General features: G+C 35.2%; 1 protein-coding gene. It reads right to left on the bottom strand.

Going from position 1 to position 344, the window contains the following annotated elements; genetic code table 11:
- Positions 1-252, bottom strand: a 252-nt coding sequence (locus tag FC84_RS09240) for an IS3 family transposase (protein ID WP_420864704.1), incomplete at its 3' end; no start/stop codon positions are given.
- Between the last annotated feature and the right edge of the window lie 92 nt (positions 253-344).

The following is a 344-nucleotide window of genomic DNA, read 5'->3' as shown; positions in this document are numbered from 1 at the left end:
AGTGATATCGGTTGTCAGTTTTTGCAAGGGTTGAGCTGTATTCCAATCACGGTTAATTAAGTTCTCAAAGGTTTTATAAGGATTACCAGGCTTATTAAAACGTTTTTGTTTAAAACGACAACCCCAGCCATGACGTGACATAATTCTTTGAACTTTACTCACGCTACACTTTACCAGGCTGTTTTTAGTCAGTAGGGCATGAATTTTTCGGTACCCATAAAGAAAATGATTCTCAACACATAGTTGATGAATTTGGTTTTCAACTTCTGTCAGTGTGTATTCTTCATGCTTATTTAAATGCCGATAATACGTTGTTCTAGAAATACCTAGAATCTTACAAATTC

This window comes from Lapidilactobacillus dextrinicus DSM 20335 (assembly GCF_001436095.1).
Taxonomy (GTDB): Bacteria; Bacillota; Bacilli; order Lactobacillales; family Lactobacillaceae; genus Lapidilactobacillus; species Lapidilactobacillus dextrinicus.
Note: the sequence above shows the minus strand (reverse complement) of the source record. Positions and strands in the feature narration are given on the sequence as shown.